This is a genomic window from Phenylobacterium sp., assembly GCF_030651185.1.
In the GTDB taxonomy this organism is placed as follows: Bacteria; Pseudomonadota; Alphaproteobacteria; order Caulobacterales; family Caulobacteraceae; genus Phenylobacterium.
This window is the reverse complement of the sequence record NZ_JAUSCJ010000018.1, coordinates 146,162-161,181: the sequence shown is the minus strand read 5'-3', so window position 1 is coordinate 161,181 and position 15,020 is coordinate 146,162. Positions and strand designations below refer to the sequence as shown.

General features: G+C 66.7%; 16 protein-coding genes and 1 tRNA gene. 6 read left to right on the top strand and 11 right to left on the bottom strand.

Annotated elements, in window-relative coordinates; all coding sequences use genetic code 11:
• Window positions 1-182: 182 nt before the first annotated feature.
• The 5 genes from Q7J39_RS08330 to Q7J39_RS08310 form a co-directional block, all read right to left on the bottom strand.
• Window positions 183-2,135, bottom strand: a complete 1,953-nt coding sequence (locus tag Q7J39_RS08330) for a methyl-accepting chemotaxis protein (RefSeq protein WP_304822728.1) — start codon at window positions 2,133-2,135, stop codon at window positions 183-185.
• Window positions 2,136-2,191: 56 nt separating this feature from the next.
• A complete protein-coding gene (locus tag Q7J39_RS08325; RefSeq protein WP_304822725.1) occupies window positions 2,192-4,204 on the bottom strand; it encodes a TonB-dependent siderophore receptor in 2,013 nt (670 codons plus the stop codon).
• Between the two features lie 26 nt (window positions 4,205-4,230).
• The gene (locus Q7J39_RS08320) at window positions 4,231-4,761 is read right to left on the bottom strand and encodes a hypothetical protein (RefSeq protein WP_304822722.1); all 531 of its coding nucleotides are present in this window, start codon (window positions 4,759-4,761) and stop codon (window positions 4,231-4,233) included.
• A gap of 99 nt (window positions 4,762-4,860) precedes the next feature.
• Window positions 4,861-5,055, bottom strand: a complete 195-nt coding sequence (locus Q7J39_RS08315) for a hypothetical protein (RefSeq protein ID WP_304822719.1) — start codon at window positions 5,053-5,055, stop codon at window positions 4,861-4,863.
• Between the two features lie 479 nt (window positions 5,056-5,534).
• Entirely contained in the window at window positions 5,535-6,167 is a 633-nt protein-coding gene (locus tag Q7J39_RS08310; RefSeq protein WP_304822716.1) for a LysE family translocator, read from the bottom strand.
• Window positions 6,168-6,270: 103 nt separating this feature from the next.
• On the opposite strand from Q7J39_RS08310, the gene Q7J39_RS08305 reads away from it, so the two are divergent.
• Window positions 6,271-7,041 carry a sulfite exporter TauE/SafE family protein gene (locus tag Q7J39_RS08305; RefSeq protein ID WP_304822713.1) on the top strand — a complete coding sequence of 257 codons (771 nt, stop codon included), beginning with the start codon at window positions 6,271-6,273 and terminating at the stop codon, window positions 7,039-7,041.
• Between the two features lie 230 nt (window positions 7,042-7,271).
• On the opposite strand, the gene Q7J39_RS08300 is transcribed toward Q7J39_RS08305, so the two are convergent.
• From Q7J39_RS08300 to Q7J39_RS08290, 3 genes are all read right to left on the bottom strand, one after another.
• Window positions 7,272-9,281 (bottom strand): TonB-dependent siderophore receptor, encoded by a 2,010-nt coding sequence (locus Q7J39_RS08300; protein ID WP_304822710.1) that lies wholly within the window; start codon window positions 9,279-9,281, stop codon window positions 7,272-7,274.
• Window positions 9,282-9,307: 26 nt separating this feature from the next.
• Window positions 9,308-9,838 carry a hypothetical protein gene (locus Q7J39_RS08295; protein ID WP_304822707.1) on the bottom strand — a complete coding sequence of 177 codons (531 nt, stop codon included), beginning with the start codon at window positions 9,836-9,838 and terminating at the stop codon, window positions 9,308-9,310.
• Between the two features lie 534 nt (window positions 9,839-10,372).
• Complete coding sequence (locus Q7J39_RS08290; RefSeq protein WP_304822704.1) at window positions 10,373-10,780, bottom strand: MAPEG family protein; 408 nt, start codon at window positions 10,778-10,780, stop codon at window positions 10,373-10,375.
• 133 nt (window positions 10,781-10,913) lie between these two features.
• Between Q7J39_RS08290 and Q7J39_RS08285 the strand changes: the two genes are divergently transcribed.
• Complete coding sequence (locus tag Q7J39_RS08285; RefSeq protein ID WP_304822702.1) at window positions 10,914-11,120, top strand: KTSC domain-containing protein; 207 nt, start codon at window positions 10,914-10,916, stop codon at window positions 11,118-11,120.
• Window positions 11,121-11,183: 63 nt separating this feature from the next.
• Here Q7J39_RS08285 and Q7J39_RS08280 read toward each other — a convergent pair whose 3' ends face one another.
• The 3 genes from Q7J39_RS08280 to Q7J39_RS08270 form a co-directional block, all read right to left on the bottom strand.
• Window positions 11,184-11,513 carry a DUF6481 family protein gene (locus Q7J39_RS08280; protein WP_304822699.1) on the bottom strand — a complete coding sequence of 110 codons (330 nt, stop codon included), beginning with the start codon at window positions 11,511-11,513 and terminating at the stop codon, window positions 11,184-11,186.
• Between the two features lie 95 nt (window positions 11,514-11,608).
• A tRNA-Gly gene (locus tag Q7J39_RS08275) sits at window positions 11,609-11,683 on the bottom strand.
• Window positions 11,684-11,791: 108 nt separating this feature from the next.
• Window positions 11,792-12,538 (bottom strand): DUF6065 family protein, encoded by a 747-nt coding sequence (locus Q7J39_RS08270; RefSeq protein ID WP_304822696.1) that lies wholly within the window; start codon window positions 12,536-12,538, stop codon window positions 11,792-11,794.
• A gap of 77 nt (window positions 12,539-12,615) precedes the next feature.
• On the opposite strand from Q7J39_RS08270, the gene Q7J39_RS08265 reads away from it, so the two are divergent.
• The 4 genes from Q7J39_RS08265 (at window position 12,616) to Q7J39_RS08250 (ending at window position 14,990) form a co-directional block, all read left to right on the top strand.
• A complete protein-coding gene (locus Q7J39_RS08265; RefSeq protein WP_304822692.1) occupies window positions 12,616-13,137 on the top strand; it encodes a prolyl-tRNA synthetase associated domain-containing protein in 522 nt (173 codons plus the stop codon).
• 70 nt (window positions 13,138-13,207) lie between these two features.
• A complete protein-coding gene (locus Q7J39_RS08260) occupies window positions 13,208-14,104 on the top strand; it encodes a co-chaperone YbbN (protein ID WP_304822689.1) in 897 nt (298 codons plus the stop codon).
• A gap of 14 nt (window positions 14,105-14,118) precedes the next feature.
• The gene (locus tag Q7J39_RS08255; protein WP_370690021.1) at window positions 14,119-14,781 is read left to right on the top strand and encodes an LON peptidase substrate-binding domain-containing protein; all 663 of its coding nucleotides are present in this window, start codon (window positions 14,119-14,121) and stop codon (window positions 14,779-14,781) included.
• Between the two features lie 11 nt (window positions 14,782-14,792).
• Window positions 14,793-14,990, top strand: coding sequence for a Trm112 family protein (locus tag Q7J39_RS08250; protein ID WP_304822683.1), 198 nt, complete (start codon window positions 14,793-14,795; stop codon window positions 14,988-14,990).
• The last annotated feature ends 30 nt before the right edge of the window (window positions 14,991-15,020 follow it).

Here is a 15,020-nt window from a genome sequence, read left to right as displayed (position 1 = left end):
GGAACATACCAGCCGAACACATGGGCTTAATTTTGGTTGCCGCCAAGCATTTGATGTCAAAGTCGAAATGCAGAAAATTCGGCGCGCGCCTGTCTTGAATCAGGCGCGCGCCAGTTTTGTCCTCGGGGGAGGAAGCCCGCCCGACGCTGGGGAGCGCCGGTCAGGATCTCGTCAGGCCAGGGTCAGAATTCCTCCCACTCCTGGCTCTTTGGCTGGGCGGCCGCGCCGCCACCGAAGTTGGCGCGGATCTTTTCGGCCATGCGGCGCGGGGGAGAGGCCGCGGGCCGCGAGCTCGGTCCGGCCGCCTGGGGCCGGGAGGCGCGGGCCGGCGCGGTGTCGGCGCCGGTGCGGAAGTCGCCCATCAGACGGCGCAGTTCCGTGGCCTCGCCGTTCAGGGCGTGGGCCGCGGCGGTGGATTGCTCCACCATGGCGGCGTTCTGCTGGGTCACCTGGTCCATCTTGTTGACGGCGGCGTTGACCTCGTTGAGGCCGACAGCCTGCTCCTTGGCCGAGGCCGCGATCTCACCCACCAGGCCGTCGATCTCGTCGACCTGGGCCACCAGCATCTCCAGGGCCTGACCGGTCTTGCCGACCAGTTGCACGCCCGAGCCGACCTGGGTCGACGAGGCGCTGATCAGGGCCTTGATTTCCTTGGCCGCTTCCGCGGAGCGCTGGGCCAGGGCCCGCACCTCGGAGGCGACGACGGCGAAACCCTTGCCGGCCTCCCCGGCGCGAGCGGCTTCAACGCCCGCGTTCAGGGCCAGCAGGTTGGTCTGGAAGGCGATCTCGTCGATCACCCCGATGATCTGGCTGATCTGGGTGGAGGACTTCTCGATCTCGCCCATGGCCAGGACGGCCTGGCGGACGATGTCGCCGCCGTCGGCCGCGCCGGTCTTGGCGGTCTGCACCACCGCCCGGGCGTGGCTCGCCCCGTCCGCGGACTTCTTCACCGTGGCGGTGATCTCGTCGAGCGCGGCGGCGGTCTCTTCCAGGCTGGCGGCCTGTTGCTCGGTGCGGCGCGACAGGTCGTCGGACGCGCCGGCGATCTCTTCGGCGCTGGAACCGATCTGCGAGCTGGTGGCGACGATGACCTGCATGGCGTCCCGCAGCTTGGCCACGGCGGCGTTGAAGTCGGCCCGCAGGGCTTCATATTCCTCGGGGAAGGCCTGGTCGATGGCGTGGGTCAGGTCGCCCTGGGACAGGCGCGACAGGCCGTTGGCCAGCGTGCTGACGACGGCGGCCTGTTCGGCCTGGGCGTCGGCCCGTTCCTTCTCGACCCGGGTGCGGGTCGCTTCTTCTCGCGCGGCCGCGGCTTCCTGCTCCTCGCGCATGGCGGTGAGGCGCAACTGATTGTCGCGGAAGATGCCCAGGGAGCCGACGATGGCGCCCAGTTCGTCGCCGCGGGCGATCTTGTCGAGGTCCTGCTGGTTATCCCCGGCGGCCAGCTTCTCGGTGGCGCCGGCGATGCCCTGGATGGCGCGCTTGACGCCAAGGATGGTGGCGATGGAAATCCCGGCGACCGCCAGCAGGGTGATGATCGCGCCGCCGACGGCGACCTTACCGGTGAAGGCGGCTTCCTCGGCGCTGGCCTTGGCGTGGGCCTTGGCTTCCTGCTGAACCAGGGCCGTGGCCCCGTCGAGGGTCTCGGTCATGCGGTTGTACTGGACTTCGAAGGGCTCGACGAAGGCCGCGGCGGTGGCGAAGTCGATGCCGAGCATGGAGCCCACCACCTCGATCCCACCGCGATAGTCGGTGAGGTCCTTGATCAGCGCATCGAAGCGCTTCTGTTCGGCCTTGGGCAGCTTGACCTTCACCTTGGTCAGCTCGGCCTTGATGGAGTCGACGTCGGCCATCAGCTTCTGCAGCTGGGCCGTGGAGTCCATACCCGGCGTCGCGGCGGTATGGGTCATCAGCAGGTACAGATCCCCGTGCACCGCGGTGATGCGCTTGGCGATCCGCGCCAGGTCCAGGCTGACAGCCATGTCCTCGGCGACGATGCGATCGATGGCCTTGGACTGCTGCTGCTGGCTCCAGACAGCCCCGCCGGCCACCAGGGCCAGCATGAGCACGGCGAAGGCGGGAGCGAACGCCATCTTCACGACGAGTGAGAGGTCGGCGAGGCGGAAGGTCTTCATCTCAAATCTCCGAAGGAAAGCGTGACCCCGCCGCGGCGCGGCGGGGTCGGCTTAGCTCACCAGGTCTTGCTGAGGGTGAATTGCACCCGGCGCTCGGCCTGCAGGCCGCTGGGGCCCTTGGCTTGCGATTGGCGGCCGTGGAGCAGGTTGACCCCGTCCACACCCATCACGATGCCGTTCTGCAGCTTGTAGGACACCCGGCCGGCCAGGGTGGTGTAGGCCGAGACGGGCTCAAGCAGGTTGCCGTTGTAGGACGAGAACTTGCTGACCTGACGGACGTAGCCGTCCACCGCCCACTGCTCGTCAGCCCAGCCGAGGGCCAGGTTGCTGCGGTACTTCGGCGTCGTGGCCTCGAAGGCCACCTTGCGCAGGATCAGGGCCGCCGCGGTGAGGGCCGGCGTGTCTTCGATCTTGGTGTAGGTGGTGTCGGCGCTCCAGTGGAAGCCGGTTCCGAACTTGCCCGAGGCGGCGAGCTCGACGCCCTTCATCTCGGAGTCGCCGGTGTTGGCGTACTGGTAGGCGGCCCAGGTGGTCGCGGTCGCCGGGATGCTGACGACCGCCGTCGAGAACTGGCCCTTCACGCTTTCGGTCTTCTGCATGAAGACCTTCACGCTGGCCTTGGCCTTCAGCGAGGGCAGGTCGCGGTCATAGGTCAGCTGGTAGTTGGTGACGATGGCCGGATCCAGGAACGGGTTGCCCTCGATCAGGAAGCCCACGGGCGCGGGGGTGGCCGGCGGGATGATCAGGCCGCCCAGTTCAAGCAGGGTCGGCGCCTGGACGCCGCGGGCATAGGTGGCGCGCAGCGTGTCGGCGTCGGTGGCCTTGAACACCGCGCCGAGATTGACGCTGGTTTCCTTGATGTCGCGGTCCCAGAGCTTGTTGCTGGTCTGGGGCACGCCGACCGGGAAGGACCCGGTGCGTTCCAGCGACAGATTGTCCAGGCGCGCGGCGGCGGTCAGGGACAGCTTGGGATTGACCGCCCAGTTCCACATCACCGAGGGGGCCAGGACCTTGTAGCTGATCTTGGCGCCCGAGTAGGAGGCGGTGTTGAGCTGGTTGTCGCGGTACTCCAGGCCCAGGCGGACGGTGTGGTTCGCGCCGACCTTGAACAGGTCCTCGACGCTGAACACCGTAATGCCGTTCAGGTAGCGGCGGCCCGGGGTCAGGGCGTCCAGATCGTTGTGATAGCCCTGGACCTGGATCAGGCCGAGCTTGGTGTCGGAGGTGACCGTGGCCTTCAGGGAGTTGGTCTTGATGCGGTGGGCGGCGTAGGCGAAGGTCGAGATGACCTGGGTGGCCTGGCCGTTGGAGTAGGAGCCCTCGACCCGCAGCTGGGTCTTGGAGCCGAGTTCGGCGACGGCGTCGATGTTGGCGTGCAGGGTGGTGGGGTTGTGGATCATAGCGGCAGTGACGGCCGCGCTGTTGTCCTTCCACTCGTCCTGGTGCTCGCCGCCGGCCGAGATCCGCACCGAGACCTTGTCGCCAAGGCGCATGGTCTTCACGACGGAGACGAAGTTGCTCTCGCCGGTGCCGGTGCGCAGGTCGATGGCGTTGGTGTCATCGAACTTCGGGTTGAAGGTGATGATGTTGACCACGCCGGACACGGCGTTGAAGCCGAAGATGGCGCTGTTGGGTCCGCGCACCACTTCGATCTGGCGGATTTCGCTCAGCGAGATCGGCAGGGCGGTCCAGTCGGTGTAGCCGAAGTGGTCGAGATAGACCTGGCGGCCGTTGATCAGCACCAGCAGGCGCGGCGAACGGGCCTGGTTGTAGCCGCGGATGCCGACGTCGGACTGGCCGGCGGCGAAGTTCAGCACGTCCACGCCGGCGACGCGCGACAGGATGGTGGGCAGGTCGGTGGCGCCCGAGCGCTTGATGTCGGCCGAGGAGATGATGGTCATGTCCACCGGCACTTCGGTGGAGCGCTGCGGCGAGCCCGTGGCCGAGGTGGTGACCGGTTCGTTGAACAGCTGCTCCATCGAGCCGTAGTCGATGGATTGCGCGTGGGCCGTCGTGGCGGCCAGAGCGAGGCCGGCGGCGGCGCCGGCGAGGAGGATTTGCTTTTTCATCGATTTGTCTTCCGAGCCGTTCAGGCTCAGATCTCCTTGATCATCATGCGGAAGGCGGCCTTGAACGTGGCGCCCACGGCGGCGGCGGCCGCGCGGTTGACGGTGATGTCGACCTTGGGTTCGGTGGCGACGCCCATGACGCAGGCGCCGGACTTCACGCAGGCCGGATCGGATCCGACGGTCACCAGCTTCTTGGCCTTGGCGGCGGCGCCGACGGCGCCGTAGTTGACGCCTTCGGTGATGTAGAGAGCCGCGACACCGCTGACGCCGCCGACGGCGGAGGCTTCAACCGGCTTGCCGATCAGGGTGACCGCACCGGCCGCGTAGCCCGCGCCGAGAGCCGCCATGAGGGCGTTCTTTTCCGCCACCGAGCCTGGCTTCGCCGGATCGAAGACGACGCCCAGGACGGCGCGGCCCGTGGGGCCGTTTTCCAGGAAGGTCAGCGCCCGGCCGGCGACGGCCAGGTCCTTGGCCGGGTCGGCGTGACCGACCATCGGTGTCGCCAGCACAAGGGCCATGGCCCCCGCCGACAGCAACTGTTTCGTTGAGATAGACATTTAGCCCCTCTGGTGTTGGTCCGCGCCGTTCTGGCGTCGGCCTTAGGTTCAGTCTCTGGCGCGGAGAGCGCGTCGCCGATCACTCGGCAGGTTTCGGTTTCAGGCTCCCCGGCGCTTGTTGATGGAGAAGACCACCCGGCGTTCGGCCTCCAGGCCGCGGGTCTGTTGCTGGCGCTCGGTGAGAAGGGTCTGGCGGGAGAGCGCCAGGGTGACGCCGGCGTGACCGACCATCGGCGTGGCCAGCACAAGCGCTGCGGCCTCCGTCGCGATCAGGTGTTTGGTGCGTTCGGACATCTTTGTTCCCTCGCCCACCGCGGGCTGAACGAGGGGAGGTTTGGACGCCTCAATGGTAAATAGAGGTTAAGGCGAATTGTCATAACGCGATATTTCAAGCGGAAATTCGCACTCTTGTTGTGTATATGTTGGTATTACTCAAATATCTTGCTGGATGAAGGTCTCGGCAATACCCGAGAATAGATCGAGTTTTTAAGGGGTGTATTCTGCGAATACATGCCGATAAGCGGCGAGGCGTATGCCCTGAACTCTGAACTTAAGCTTCCACGCCCACCCTTAGCCTTGGCCCTACCGCGGTAGGGCCGGCCGTGAGAACTGCCGGCGAAGCTTAACCTTACTGGTTTGGAACCTTTTGTCGCACCCCCCATGGCGGTGCTTTGTCGCACCCTTTAAGGCGCTGAATTTCCTTGCTTATACCCGAAACGAGGATAGCCGCGCACGGCAGGGTAGGGCTTGCACACGCAGGGTCGCCCCACGTCCTAGTGGCGCAGCGCCATCAGGGCCGCGGCGCTGATCAGCAGCAGGCCCACGACGACCTGGAATCCCCGCCGGAAGCGCGGCTCCGTCATCCGCCGGGCCAAGGCCGCGCCGCCCAGGCCATAGGCGCTCATGGAGATCACATCAAAGCCGATCGTCCCGCAGGCGAAGAAGGCCAGCTGCAGGGGCAGGGGGCGGTCCGGATCCAGGAAAGGCGGCAGGACGGCGGTGAAGAACAGGATCGCCTTGGGATTGGAAATCTGCACCGTGAAGCCGTCGCGCCAGGCGTGGGCGCCGGGCTGGATGGAGGCGGGCTTGAGCTCGCCCATCGTCTCGATCCGCGCCGCCAGCAGGCTCTTGAGCCCGAGCCAGGCCACATAGGCGGCCCCGGCATAGGCGATCAGGTGGAAGACCTGGGGAAAGGCCAGGACCGCGGCGCCCAGCCCCAGGGCCGCCACGCCGAACCAGACCAGGGTCGCGCTGTTCATGCCGGCCACGGCGATCAGGGCGGCCCGCTTGCCGCGCTCTGCCCCGATGGCGATGGCGAAGACATTGGCCGGTCCCGGCGTCACCGCCATGATCGCCATGACCCCCAGGAAGGTGGCGTAGCGGGCGGGGTCGACGGGAAGGATCATGGGCCCGGGGCGCTCGTGGAGAGAAAAGCTGCGGTGGCCCCGAGGTAAAGCCCATTGCAGCGCTGGGGAAGTTCCGCGACACGGAAATCCGAAATGGGGACCCATGAGCACTGAATTCTGGCTGTTCGTGGCGGTGGGCTTCGCCGCCCAGCTCGTCGATGGGGCGTTGGGCATGGCCTATGGGGTGATCTGCTCCACGGTCCTGCTGGCCCTGGGGGTGACTCCGGCCAACGCCTCGGCCAGCGTGCACGCCGCCAAGGTGTTCACCGGCGCGGCCTCGGCGATCAGCCACATCTACCACCGCAATGTCGGCTGGCGGCTGCTGCTGTTGCTGGCCCTGGGCGGGGTGCTGGGCGGGATCGGCGGGACCTACCTGCTGACCTCCATCGATGGCGCGGTGATCAAGCCCTATGTGGTGGGCTGGCTCGGCCTCATGGGCCTGGTGATCCTCTACCGCGCCTGGCGCCAGACGCGGCCCAAGCTGTTCTCCTGGCGGCTGCCCTTCCCGCTGGGCCTCACGGGCGGCTTCTTCGACGCCGTGGGCGGCGGCGGCTGGGGTCCGGTGGTGACCTCGACCCTGCTGGGAAGCGGCGCCGACCCGCGCCAGGCGATCGGCACCACCAACACCGCCGAATTCTTCATGTCGGTCGCCGTCTCGGCGGCCTTCATCACCGCCCTGGTGACCGGACACTGGCAGACCACGGGCCTCACCGACCATCTCTGGTCAGTGGTGGGCCTGATCGCCGGCGGGGTGGTGGCCGCCCCCGTCGCCGGCTGGGCCACCAAGGTGCTGCCGCACCGCGCCCTCACCTGGCTGGTGGGCGCCCTGGTGACCGGCCTCGCCGCCTGGCAGGCCTGGATGCTGTTCGGCTAGAGCCCTTTAGGGTCAGATGGAATCATCTGACCCGTTCAAAAGGGCTCTAATTCAAAGTGATAGAGCGCGCCGGACGGGTTAACCGGCCTCCACTTAACCCTGGCGCGCTCTAGCTCCGACACGCAAAACGGCTCCAGGGCTGGGGAACCCTGGAGCCTTGAGGACGCGGCGAGAAGGCCGCGTCCGTCCGGGATCGTCAGCCGCCTGGGAGGGCGGCGGCGGCTGTCAGATCACCAGGTCTTGCTGACCGAGAAGAGGATGCGGCGCTCGCTCTTCAAGGCGGTGGTCTTGGCCTGGACCTGCTGTTCACGCAGCAGGTTCTGACCGCTGACGGCGAGGGTGACGCCGTCTGCGCGGTTGTAGGCTACCCGGCCGGCGAAGGTCCCGTAGGCCTTCACCGGCTCCAGGGTCTGGGTGGACGTGTAGGAGTTGAACTTGGAGACGTGATGCACATTGGCGTCGGCCGTCCAAGGTCCGCCGGTCCAGCCCACAGCCAGATTGCTGCGATACTTCGGGCTGGTCTCGCCGAACGCCACCTGGCGGCGCACTGGGCTGTAACCCGCGATCGGAGTGTCGGTGATGTCGGTATAGGTGGTGTCGGCGCTCCAACGGAACCCGGCGCCGAGCTTGCCCGAGGCGGAGAGCTCCACCCCCTTCATCTCCGACTCGCCGATGTTGAAATAGGTCAGGGCGGCGTAGGTCGTGGCCGTGGCCGGCACGTCGATCTGCAGCCGGCTGACCCCGCTCTTGACGTCCTCGGTGAGTTGCTGGAACAGCTTGACGCCGAGCCTTGCGTTGAGCTCGGGCAGGGCGCGCTCATAGGTCAGCCCGTAGCTGGTGACGATCGCCGGCTGCAGGGTCGGATTGCCGACCGTGGCGATTCCCACCGGCGGGGCGGTCGTCGGGAAGACCTGGCGTGAGCCCAGCTCCACCAGGGTCGGCGCCTGGACACCCCTGGCGTAGGTTGCCCGGAAGGTGTCGCGGTCGGTGGCGGCGAACACGGCGCCCAGATTGACGCTGACCTCCTCGATCGAACGGTCCCAGTCACTGTTGCTCTGGCGGGGCATCCCGCGGGGGAAGACGCCCGTGCGTTTCAGGGTCAGGCTGTCGAGCCGCACGGCGGAGGTGACCGAAAGCTTGGGATTGACCACCCAGTTCCACATGACCGACGGCGCCCAGACGGAGTAGCCGACCTCGGCCCCCTCGACGGGCGTCGTATTGACCTTGTTGTCGCGGTATTCGAGACCCAGCCGCAGCGTGTGGGCGGTTCCGATCTTGAGCAGATCCTGCACCTTGGCCACTGAGATGGTGTTCCGGTAGTGCAGGGGTGTGGCCCGGGAATCGAGGTTGTTCACATAGGCCTGCGCCTGGATGGTCCCAAAGGCGGTGTCGGCGTCCAGGGAGACCTTGCCCGAGGAGGTCTGCACCCGGTGCCGGGCATAGGTGTAGCCGGAGAGCATCTCGCTCTGACCCGAGTTCGACCAGGAGCCCTCGACCCGCAGATCGGCCTTCGGCGACAGTTCAGCCACGGCGTCCACGGAGGCGCGAACGCCCCAGGGATCGGAGAGCATGGCCGGGGTGATGGCCGGGTTGGTGTTGGCCCACTCATCCTGCCGGTCGGTGCCGGCCGAGAGGCGCACGGAGATCATCTCGCCGAGCTTGAGGGTCTTGACCACCGTGGCCGCGTTGTAGCCGAGGGTGCCGGCCTGGACGGAGACGAGGTTGGTGGCGTCGAATTTCGGATTGAAGGTGATGATGTTGACCACGCCGGAGACGGCGTTGAACCCGAACAGCGCGCTGTTGGGACCACGCACCAGTTCGATCTGGCGGATCTCCTCGAGGGCGACCGGCAGGGTGTGCCAGTCGGTGTAGCCGAAGTGGTCGAGATAGACCTGGCGGCCATTGATCAGCACCAGCATGCGCGGTGACCGCGACTGGTTGTAGCCCCGCACGCTGATTTCCGAGGCGCCGGCCGCGAAGGGCAGGATGTCGACCCCGGCCACCCGGCTGAGGATGGTGGGAATGTCGGCGGCGCCCGAGCGCTTGATGTCCTCGGCGCTGATGATGGTCATGTCCACCGGGGCCTCGGTGGAACGCTGCGGCGAGCCGGTGGCCGAGGTGGTGACCGGTTCGTTGAACAGCTGCTCCAGCGAGCCGTAGTCGATGGATTGCGCCTGGGCCGTTGTGGCGGCGAGGGCGAGGCCCGCGGCGGCGCCGGCCAGGAGAATATGTTTCTTCATCGGATTTTCTTATCTGGCCCTCGGGCTCAGACCTCCTTGATCATCATGCGGAAGGCGGCCTTGAAGGTGGCGCCCACGGCGGCGGCGGCGGCGCGGTTGACGGTGATGTCGACCTTGGGGTCGGTGGAGACGCCCATCACGCAGGCGCCGGAGGTCACGCAGGCCGGATCGGAGCCGATGGTGACGATCTTCTTGGCCTTGGCCGCCGCGCCCACCGGGCCGTAGCTGACACCGGTGGTGACATACAGGGCCGCGACGCCGCTGGCCCCGCCGACGGCGGAGGCCTCGATGGGCTTGCCGGTCAGGGTGACCGCGCCCGCCGCATAGCCGGCGCCGAGGGCGGCCATGATGGCGTTCTTTTCGGCGACGGAGCCGGGCTTGCCCGGATCAAACACGACCCCCAGGACCGCGCGGCCGGTGGGGCCGTTCTCCAGGAAGGTCAGGGCTCGACCGGCGACCGCCAGGTCCTTGGCCGGGTCGGCATGGCCGACCATCGGCATCGCCAGGGCCAGGGCCAGGGGCCCCGCCGACAGCAGTTTCTTGTATCGCTTGGACATAATGTTCCCCCTCGCCTCGTGGGCTGAATGTCGGAAGGGGATAGCAAGAATGCGCTATCTGGATAGTGGTTGCGACAAAGTGTCCTTTATCTTCAAGGTGCTCATTGGATAGAGGTGGTCTGTATTATTGAGATAATATGCCATCTTTTAGGCACAGTCGGTGGCACTACTTGTGCTCGATTTGAGTGGGAACTCGATTTCACCGTGGCGAGCGATTTACATTATTTGGTTTTGCCTGAAATTTTCGCCGAAGCGCGCGCTCCTACTCGGCGCGGCACTGGCCATACCGCGGTAGGACCGACGCTCGAAACTGTCGAGCTTGTACAAATTTACTGTAGAGGTTCGCAGTGTCGCACCCCCCGCGCAGGCCTGCGCTGCGGGGCCTTAAGTCACTGAATTTCGTGGATAATATCCCCGATCCGGGGATAGATCCCCTCCCGGCGGGGTGGGCCGGTGTCCCCCGGCGGTTCAACGGCAGGTGATTCGACGTCGCGAAAAGGACGGGCCGGGCGCGCCGCCCGGCCCGGTCGTCGGCTAGACCGTGCCGGTCTGGACCATGGCCCAGATGACCCGTCCCAGCGCCCCGAACAACAGGAGGGCCGCGGCCAGCATCTGGATCACGAAGCCGGCCTCGCGCTTGCCGGGATCGGCCACATAGCCCAGGGCATAGATGACGCGCCCGAGGATCCACACCACGCCCAGGGCCGCGGCGATGCGATCGTCCCAGTAGATGGCGAACAACCACAGGCCGGCCAGGAAGATCGGCAGCCATTCCAGGGTGTTGTAGTGGACCCGGATATTGCGCTCCAGGTGAGCGTCGCCGTGCATGGCCGGCGCGGCGATGCCGGAAACTTGACGGGCCTTGCCCACGCGCAGGCCCATCCAGACGTAGACGAGCAGGGCGACAACGGTGACGATGGCGACTTCGTAGTGCGGTTGCATGATTTCCCCCGACATTTCTCCGGCGCCGTTCGCGGCCGGGTCCTGGTGAAGGTGACACGCGTCGAGGCCCGCGGGAACCATCCGCCCCTCTCGCAGTGTTTGAGTCCGTCGACGGAGACTTCTGGAGGTTCCGATGCAGCTCGAGTCCGCCGCTATCAGCGATATCCGCTACGACGAAGACCGCGCCAAACTGTTCGTGCGGTTCCTTGACGGCGACGAGTACGTCTATGTGGGCGTGCCCGGCGAGGTGCACCGCAGCTTCGTCGACGCCGACTCCAAGGGCCGGTTCTTCGCCTACGAGATCCGCGACCAATACCCCTACAACAAGCTCCAGGCCTGAACGCGAAACGCCCGCGTCCTGGCGGAGGCGGGCGTCTGGTGGTCTCGGCCGTGAGGCTTTCGCCTACTTCCGCTTCTGCTTGCGGGCGGCGTAGCGCAGGTCGCGGGCTTCTTTCTGCTTGGCGCGCAGATCCAGGTCGCGGGCTTCCTGGGTGATGGCCTCGTCTTCCAGCCGCAGGCGCTCGGCCTCGGCGGCGGCGGCGCGCTTGGTCTCACGCTCGGCGTTGCGCTCGGCGCGGACCTTTTCCAGCTCGGCGGCCTCGGCGGCCTTGCGGGCTTCGATATTGGGATCGGTGACGGTGGGCTTGGGCTTGAAGCGTTCCAGCAGCGCCTTCTTGGCCGCGGCGGAGGTCGCCTGGCGGTCGGCGTGCTTCATGCCTTTAGGTTCGAACATGCGGTCTTAAAGTTCCTAGTCAGGGCCCGGTTCCGGTTCGCCGTCCCTTCCCCCGGATGGGGAGGTACGCCGGGCCTGCGGGTCGATCGAATTTCTGGAGCGGGCGAAGAGATTCGAACTCTCGACCCCAACCTTGGCAAGGTTGTGCTCTACCACTGAGCTACGCCCGCACTCCGTGAAACCGATCCCCGTGAGGATTGGCCCCGAAATTCGAGAGCGGGCTTATGGCAGAGGGTCCGGGGCTTGGCAAGCGGGGCTGGCTCGCTTTGCGTTCTTTCTCACCCCATAAAGCGCGGCGCCTTGAGCCGGCGCTTGTTGACGTGGTCCTTGGGAGCCTCGTTTTCGATCTCCGGCGGGAACTCGCCCTTGAAGTAGTAGCGCTGCCAGGCCTCCTTGGTGGCCTCGGGATCGAGGCGGAAGATCTTGGCGTTGAACTCCGCCCGGTGCTTCTCCCAGACGTCGTACTGGTCGCGCAGCTCCGGGTTCCGATCCATCGATTTGATCACCGGCTGGACATCGTTCAGCGCCTTGTCCTGGGTCAGGGTGATGAAGCAGAAGGGCTCGCCCTTCTCGAACCGCACCGACCCCGGCCGGGTGAAGATCCAGTTCATCGTGAAGGGGAAGGGCAGCCAGTCGGTCTCCACCAGCCCCGCCAGCGGCTGGATGCCGTCCTTGACGTGGTTTGGCGGGCCCTGGGCGATCATCGACCAGCCGGGCGAGGTCCGGAACAGATAGCCGGGGTGGAAGGTCACGACGCCGTGGCTGAAGTGGCTCTTGGCGAAGTGGTGGAAGTCCGGGTGCGGGTAGTCGGTCTGAAGCTTGATGTCCTCCTGCCGCGGGCCGCCGTTCCAGGTGGCGGTGAAGGCCATCGGGCAGAGGATCTCCCAGCCGGTGGTGTTGGCCATGGAGAGCGGCAGGCAGCGATAGGGGTGACGTTCGGCGAAATGGTCCATCCAGGCGCGCTGCGGGCGGCCCGGCACGATCTCGGGGGGGCGCAGGGCGGTGGGGTAGCACTCAAGCAGCATGGCGGGCTCTCTGACGGGACCTGACATCAGGTCTAGCCAGCCTGTCGCGTCCGCGTCCAGTTCGCTAATTGAGTCTGATGCAGACGCGCCCCGACCTGATCGCTTTTTTCGACGCCCATGGCGTCGACCACGCCACCACCGAGCACGAGGCGGTGTTCCGGGTCGGCGAGGGGGAGGCGATCAAACACGGCATCGCCGGCGCCCACACCAAGAACCTGTTCCTGAAGGACGCCAAGGGCCGGCTGTGGCTGATCTCCGCCCAGGACACCACTCTCATTGATCTGAAACGGCTGCATCCGGTGATCGGCTCGGCCAGGCTCTCCTTCGGCAGCGCCGAGCTGATGGCCGAGACCCTGGGGGTGACGCCTGGCTCGGTCACCGCCTTCGCGATGATCAACGACCGCCAGCATCGGGTGACCTTCGTCCTCGACCGGGCGCTGGCAGACGCCGAACAGGTAAATTTTCATCCCCTGACCAACACCGCCACCACCACGGTGAGCCAGGCGGGCCTTCGAAAATTCTTTGCAGCGCTGGGGATTGCGCCGCTCGTGGTGGATTTCACCACCCTGTCGGTGGTGGAGGATGGTTTCGTCCGTTGAAGACCGCGCCGCTTGGGACCATTTTAGCCGCCAAGACGTTTCAACCGCTTAGACGGGAAAGACCACAGCCATGACCCTGATCGGCGAAACAGCGCCCAACGCCGGCGGCGACCTCATCAAGGACGGCAGCGACGCCGGCTTCATGGCCGACGTGATCGAGGCCTCCAACACCGTCCCGGTGATTGTCGATTTCTGGGCCCCCTGGTGCGGCCCCTGCAAGCAGCTGGGACCCTCCATCGAAAAGGCGGTGCTGGCCGCCAAGGGCAAGGTCAGGCTGGTGAAGATCGACATCGACCAGCACCCGCAATTCGCGGGCCAGCTGCGCGTGCAATCGATCCCCGCAGTCTTCGCCTTTTCCGGCGGCAAGCCCATCGACGGCTTCATGGGCGCCCTGCCCGACAGCCAGGTGAAACAGTTCGTCGACCGCATCGCCGGCCAGGCGCCGGCCAACGAGACCGATGAGTTGCTGGCCATGGCCAAGGAATCGCTGGGCCTGGGCGACCTGGGCGGCGCGGCCCAGGCCTTCGCCCAGGTGCTGCAGGGCGATCCTGAGAACCTCAAGGCCATCGGCGGCCTGGCCCGCGTCTACCTGCAGGGCGGTGACGCCGAGAAGGCCCGTGAGATCGCCGACATGGCTCCGGAGGGCGGCAAGGACCCTGACCTCGACAGCGTGCGCGCGGCCCTGACCCTGGCCGACGCCGCGCCGGAGGAGACCTCGGACCTCGAAAAGCGCCTGGCCGCCGACGCCAACGACCATGAGGCCCGGTTCGAACTGGCCGCGGCCCTCGCCGGCCGGGGCGCCTGGGAGGCGGCTTCGGATCACCTGCTGAAGATCATCGAGGTGGATCGGGCCTGGAACGACGAGGCGGCCCGCAAGCAGCTGATCACCATCTTCGAGGCCGCAGGGCCGGGCTCCGACGTGGCCCGCAGCGGGCGGCGGCGGCTGTCGGCGATCCTGTTCTCATGAAGGGCGAGCGCGCCATACCGGGCGGCTATCAGAGCCCGAGCGACCTGCCGCAGGTGATTCCGGTCTTTCCGCTGGACGGCGCCCTGCTGCTGCCGGGCGGCGAACTGCCGCTGCGCATCTTCGAGCCGCGCTACCTGAACCTGGTGGACGACGTGATGGCCGGCGACCGCATGATCGGCATGGTCCAGACCCGGGCGGGCGGCGAGCGCACCCGCCCCAACCTCGCCCATGTGGGCTGCGCGGGCCGCGTCACCAGCTTCAACGAGACCTCCGACGGAACCTATCTGATCACCCTCACCGGGGTCTGCCGCTTCGAGGCCGGCGAGGAGCTGGCGGTGAAGACCCCCTATCGCCAGGTGCGCACCACCTTCGCGCCCTTCTTCGGCGATCTGGCCGACGAGGAGGTCGACACCGACGAGTTCGACCGCAAGCGCTTCGCCGTCGCGCTGAAGAAATACCTGAACCGACGCGAACTCGACATCGACTGGGACACCGCCGAGACCGCGCCCCTGGAGAGCCTGGTCACCAGCCTGGCCATGGGACTGCCCTTCGAGCCCCTGGAGAAACAGGCCCTGCTGGAGGCCCCGACCCTCGTGGAGCGGGTTGACGCCCTGACCACTCTGCTGGAGATCGACGCCCTGGAAGACGACGATGACGCCGGTCATTCGATGCAGTAGGGATGGCGGCCATGACCCAGCCCCTCCCCGCCCTCACCGTCGAGATCGATCCGCGCCTGCTGGAAATCCTGGTCTGCCCGGTGACCCACGGGCCGCTGACCTATGACCGCGACAAGGGCGAGCTGATCTCCAAGGGCGCCAATCTGGCCTATCCGATCCGCGACGGCGTGCCGATCATGCTGCCGGAAGAGGCCCGCGAACTCAGCTAGCCGCCAGCCCCCGCGCGGCGCTCGCCTCGA